Genomic DNA, 4,069 nt, shown 5'->3' with positions numbered 1-4,069 from the left:
GGCAGCACTTGTTTCGTGCCGTGTAACAATAAAATCAATATCCGAATCATAAATGGCATCCATCAGATCGATATTTTCCTCTCCGGGGACGCCAAAAACGTATTCCACACCTTCCTGTTCAAGACATTTGACGAGCAATTCTGAGACGTTCATTGCGATCCATCCTTTGTTAGATTTGCTGTCAATAGTTTTTGCCAAAGCTTGAGGAATTATGAATTGAAAAAGTAAGGGCGTTAAGTTATGAGTCCAAAAGGTAAGTGGTTTAACTCGAGTCTAAACACCTTAAAAAATTCTTCAAGCCCCAAAAAGTCATTAAGGAAAGTACTGTCAGAGGACCATAAACAAAGCCTCACTGGTTCACTCTCAGAGCGCCAGTCAACCAAGCTCTACCTGCTTATCCAATTCAAGTCTTAAAGGCCTGTAAAACACACATCCTAAAGCAATAAACAATACTGCTGTCAAATTCAATAATAGAACTGTTCCAGCAAAATTCAATATGCTTGCCACTGCCATTCCAGCTAATGTGGCCAGGGAAACCATCGTATTATAAGAACCAAAAACACGACCCAGGTAATCGTCGGGGGTATGTTCCTGAAGTAATGTTTCCAACCGAACACTAAACATAATATTTGGAATCCCCAATAGAGCATTTAAGACTAAAACGACTAATAGATAGGGTAAATTAAACATCAAAAAAAACATAAAACCGGTCAGTAGCAAACTGCTCATAATAAGCGGAAAGGGTTTTACCTTTTTATTTAACTTTAACAATAAATAGCCCCCAATTAACCCACCGGCACCTTCAGCTGATTCAATCCAACCGAATTCAACCGAGCTTTGTCCCATTATATCAAGAACATAAGGCACAAACAGGACATTAATCATGCCTTGCGCGAGCCAGGTAATCGATAACACCCAGAATATTATTAGAAAGAGATGATTTTGCCGAATGATTTTTATGCCGCCCCACCACTCACTCCAAAATGTCAGCCATTTTTTCATCAGAGAGGTTTTAACTTGGGGTTTTGAATGATTTATACTAGATACAGTTATTAAAGAAATAAAGATTCCCGACACTATATAGGATAAGATGTCAACACCAATTGATATATGAAGCCCGCCGATCCCCAGTAAGGCACCACCAAGAGAAGGTCCGGCAAGACGGATAATATTATCGCTTACAATTGTAATTGAATTAGCATCAACTAAGTGATCTCGTTCTATGATTTCCACCATCAATGCACGATGAGCGGGCATAAACACCGTGCCAATCGTACTTTGTGCAAAAACAATCACAAAAAAGACCCAGAGTTGTTCTGTTGAGAAGATAAACAAACAACTTAATATGAGTCCGCGCATAAAATCCGTAAAAACCAGTACCCACTTTTTATTCAATCGCTCAACAACAGAACCTGCAATGGAACCAAATAAAAGACGTGGAATCATTTGCGTGATAAACATCGTGCCTGTTGCAATAGTCGATCCTGTCAGATTGTATATGTATAAGGGTAAGACAATCAATAAAATCCAATCACCCAGCGCTGAAATTTGACGGGCTATCCAAATAAACAGAAAGTTCCTTTGACGTATTAAGTGTAAAGCCACGGAAATCACCTTCTAATAACGAAAAAATGATATAATCTCCAGTGGATATAGATGTCCAGTCATATAATAACCTCCTATCTATAATAATTAGACAGGAGGTTATTATATATTAGTGACCAACGCAATGTTTCCAGGCCTCAGCCTGTAATGCTTCTCCTTTTTTACCAAAACGCCAAAAAGTTGGTATTAATACCGTGTTGGTTAAATTCCTTCCTGGTATTACTTTAAATGACAATGTCCGTGATCCCTCTTCTAAACTTTCAACTAGCATCTCGCTTGGTAAAACTTGAAATTCCCGATGTACAATACAAAGGCCAAAAACATTCTCAAGTCCAAATTCTATTAATGAATTCGTAAATTCATTGAGAAAATCATAACTATTTCTAAGCAGTTCTTCGTTATGAATTGACTCTTTTGATAATGTGTTGGATTTAACAAATTCAAGGGGGTACCAAAGAAAATCTCCATCTTCACTTTTAGATAATTTCCATGTAAAAGGAATGACTTCCTTATTATTTACATTTGTTACAGGTTTAATAACGGAACTGTTGTGCTGGACTTCTTCAACTAATTGCTCGTCATGTTTAACATGAAAATGTCTGTGGGCCATCGTAATACCAACTGCATTTTCTAATCCATGGCGGTATACAACTTCTCCAAGTTTTACTAAATACTTTTCTGCTCCCTTGTCCAAAAACTGTTTTCTTGCATCGTCTAATTCATTCAAATTTTCGAAGACAGTACCGTCATACGTCGCTAACTTAATAGCCAACCTCCAAAATTTAAATTTTTAGACTTATCAAAAGTCTCGTTAAAAGATTAACAAGGGTTTCCAAAATTGTCAATATGTATTTTGAATTTTTTGATCAATATTAATTCCTAAATTGCTAAATTGCAATAAGATTTATTGTTATATCAATCCAGCTTTGCATGAAATATGAATTAATCTGACGTGGACAATCAAACGGAAATTTCTTAGTCGTAGAAATTATAGCTTTAACGTGCTGGTGAATACTGTTGATTCTTACATTTTCCCTTCGCTTTATTTTTAACAATTCCAGTTATTGTTTCTCTTTATGAGTCGGCATCATCAGGAAACTGAATGCATAGGCTATAGAAACCCTGTATGGAGGAATGACATGGATATTCTCAGCAAAGTGAAGGATCATCGTGAGGAGGAACAGCGTCTTAAGTGGGAAGGGACCTTCGCGGAGTATCTGGAGATTGTGAAAGAGCGGCCGGAAGTTGCGCAGACAGCCCATTCACGCGTTTATAATATGATTAAACATTCCGGACTGACGGAAAAAGACGGCCGCAAAATGTACGATTTTTTCGGTGAAGAGATTTTTGGGCTGGAGAATACGATTGAAAAACTGGTGGAGGAATATTTTCACCCGGCAGCTAAGCGGCTTGATGTCCGGAAACGGATTTTGCTACTGATGGGGCCAGTCAGCGGTGGGAAATCAACCATCGTCAATATGTTGAAACGCGGGCTTGAACGCTATTCGCGGACCGATGAAGGCGCGGTTTACGCGATCAAAGGCTGTCCGATGCATGAGGATCCACTGCATTTGATTCCGCAACATTTACGTGAAGACTTTTATGATGAATATGGCATTCGCATCGAGGGAAGTCTGTCGCCACTCAATGCGATGCGGCTGGAAAAAGAGTATGACGGGCGGATTGAAGATGTGATGGTCGAGCGTATCTTTTTGTCCGAAGATAAGCGGACCGGCATTGGCACATTCAGCCCATCTGATCCAAAGTCGCAGGATATCGCCGATTTGACCGGCAGTATCGACTTTTCCACGATTGCAGAATATGGCTCAGAGTCAGATCCGCGCGCTTACCGGTTTGATGGGGAACTGAACAAGGCTAACCGCGGTATGATGGAATTTCAGGAGATGCTCAAGTGTGATGAGAAGTTTCTTTGGCACTTGTTGTCACTGACGCAGGAAGGCAATTTCAAGGCCGGCCGGTTTGCCCTTATAAGCGCGGATGAACTGATTGTCGCGCACACGAACGAAGCGGAATACCGATCGTTCATTGCCAACCAGAAAAATGAGGCCCTCCAGTCACGGATCATTGTCATGCCGATTCCGTACAATCTGAGGGTGAGTGATGAAGAACGTATTTATCAAAAAATGATTAATGAAAGTGATATGGCCCATGTGCATATCGCACCGCATGCCCTAAGAGTGGCTGCAATTTTTTCGATTTTGACGCGGCTGGAAGAGTCGAAAAAGCAAAGTGTCGATCTCGTCAAGAAAATGCGACTTTATGATGGGGATAATGTTGAAGGTTTTAATCAAGTGGATGTGGATGAACTGAAAAAGGAATATCCCGATGAAGGAATGCGTGGCATTGACCCGCGTTATGTCATCAACCGGATTTCCTCAACTATTATTCGCAAAGAAACACCATCGATCAATGCGCTGGATGTCTTGCGTTCATTGAAGGATGG

The 4,069-nt window shown here is 40.2% G+C and carries 4 protein-coding genes; 1 reads left to right on the top strand and 3 read right to left on the bottom strand.

The window, feature by feature from the left end; genetic code table 11:
• The 3 genes from VK080_RS08835 to VK080_RS08825 form a co-directional block, all read right to left on the bottom strand.
• The coding region (locus VK080_RS08835; protein ID WP_324224401.1) for a thiamine pyrophosphate-binding protein at positions 1-153 on the bottom strand (153 nt) is incomplete at its 3' end.
• A 222-nt stretch (positions 154-375) separates the two neighbouring features.
• Positions 376-1,605 (bottom strand): MFS transporter, encoded by a 1,230-nt coding sequence (locus VK080_RS08830; protein WP_324224400.1) that lies wholly within the window; start codon positions 1,603-1,605, stop codon positions 376-378.
• A gap of 109 nt (positions 1,606-1,714) precedes the next feature.
• Positions 1,715-2,377 (bottom strand): hypothetical protein, encoded by a 663-nt coding sequence (locus tag VK080_RS08825; protein ID WP_324224399.1) that lies wholly within the window; start codon positions 2,375-2,377, stop codon positions 1,715-1,717.
• Positions 2,378-2,744: 367 nt separating this feature from the next.
• Here VK080_RS08825 and VK080_RS08820 point away from each other — a divergent pair.
• A partial coding sequence (locus VK080_RS08820) for a protein prkA (RefSeq protein ID WP_324224398.1) occupies positions 2,745-4,069 on the top strand: 1,325 nt, incomplete at its 3' end.

This window comes from Lentibacillus sp. (assembly GCF_035301925.1).
Classification (GTDB): Bacteria; Bacillota; Bacilli; order Bacillales; family Amphibacillaceae; genus Lentibacillus.
This window is presented reverse-complemented; position numbering and strand designations above follow the sequence as displayed.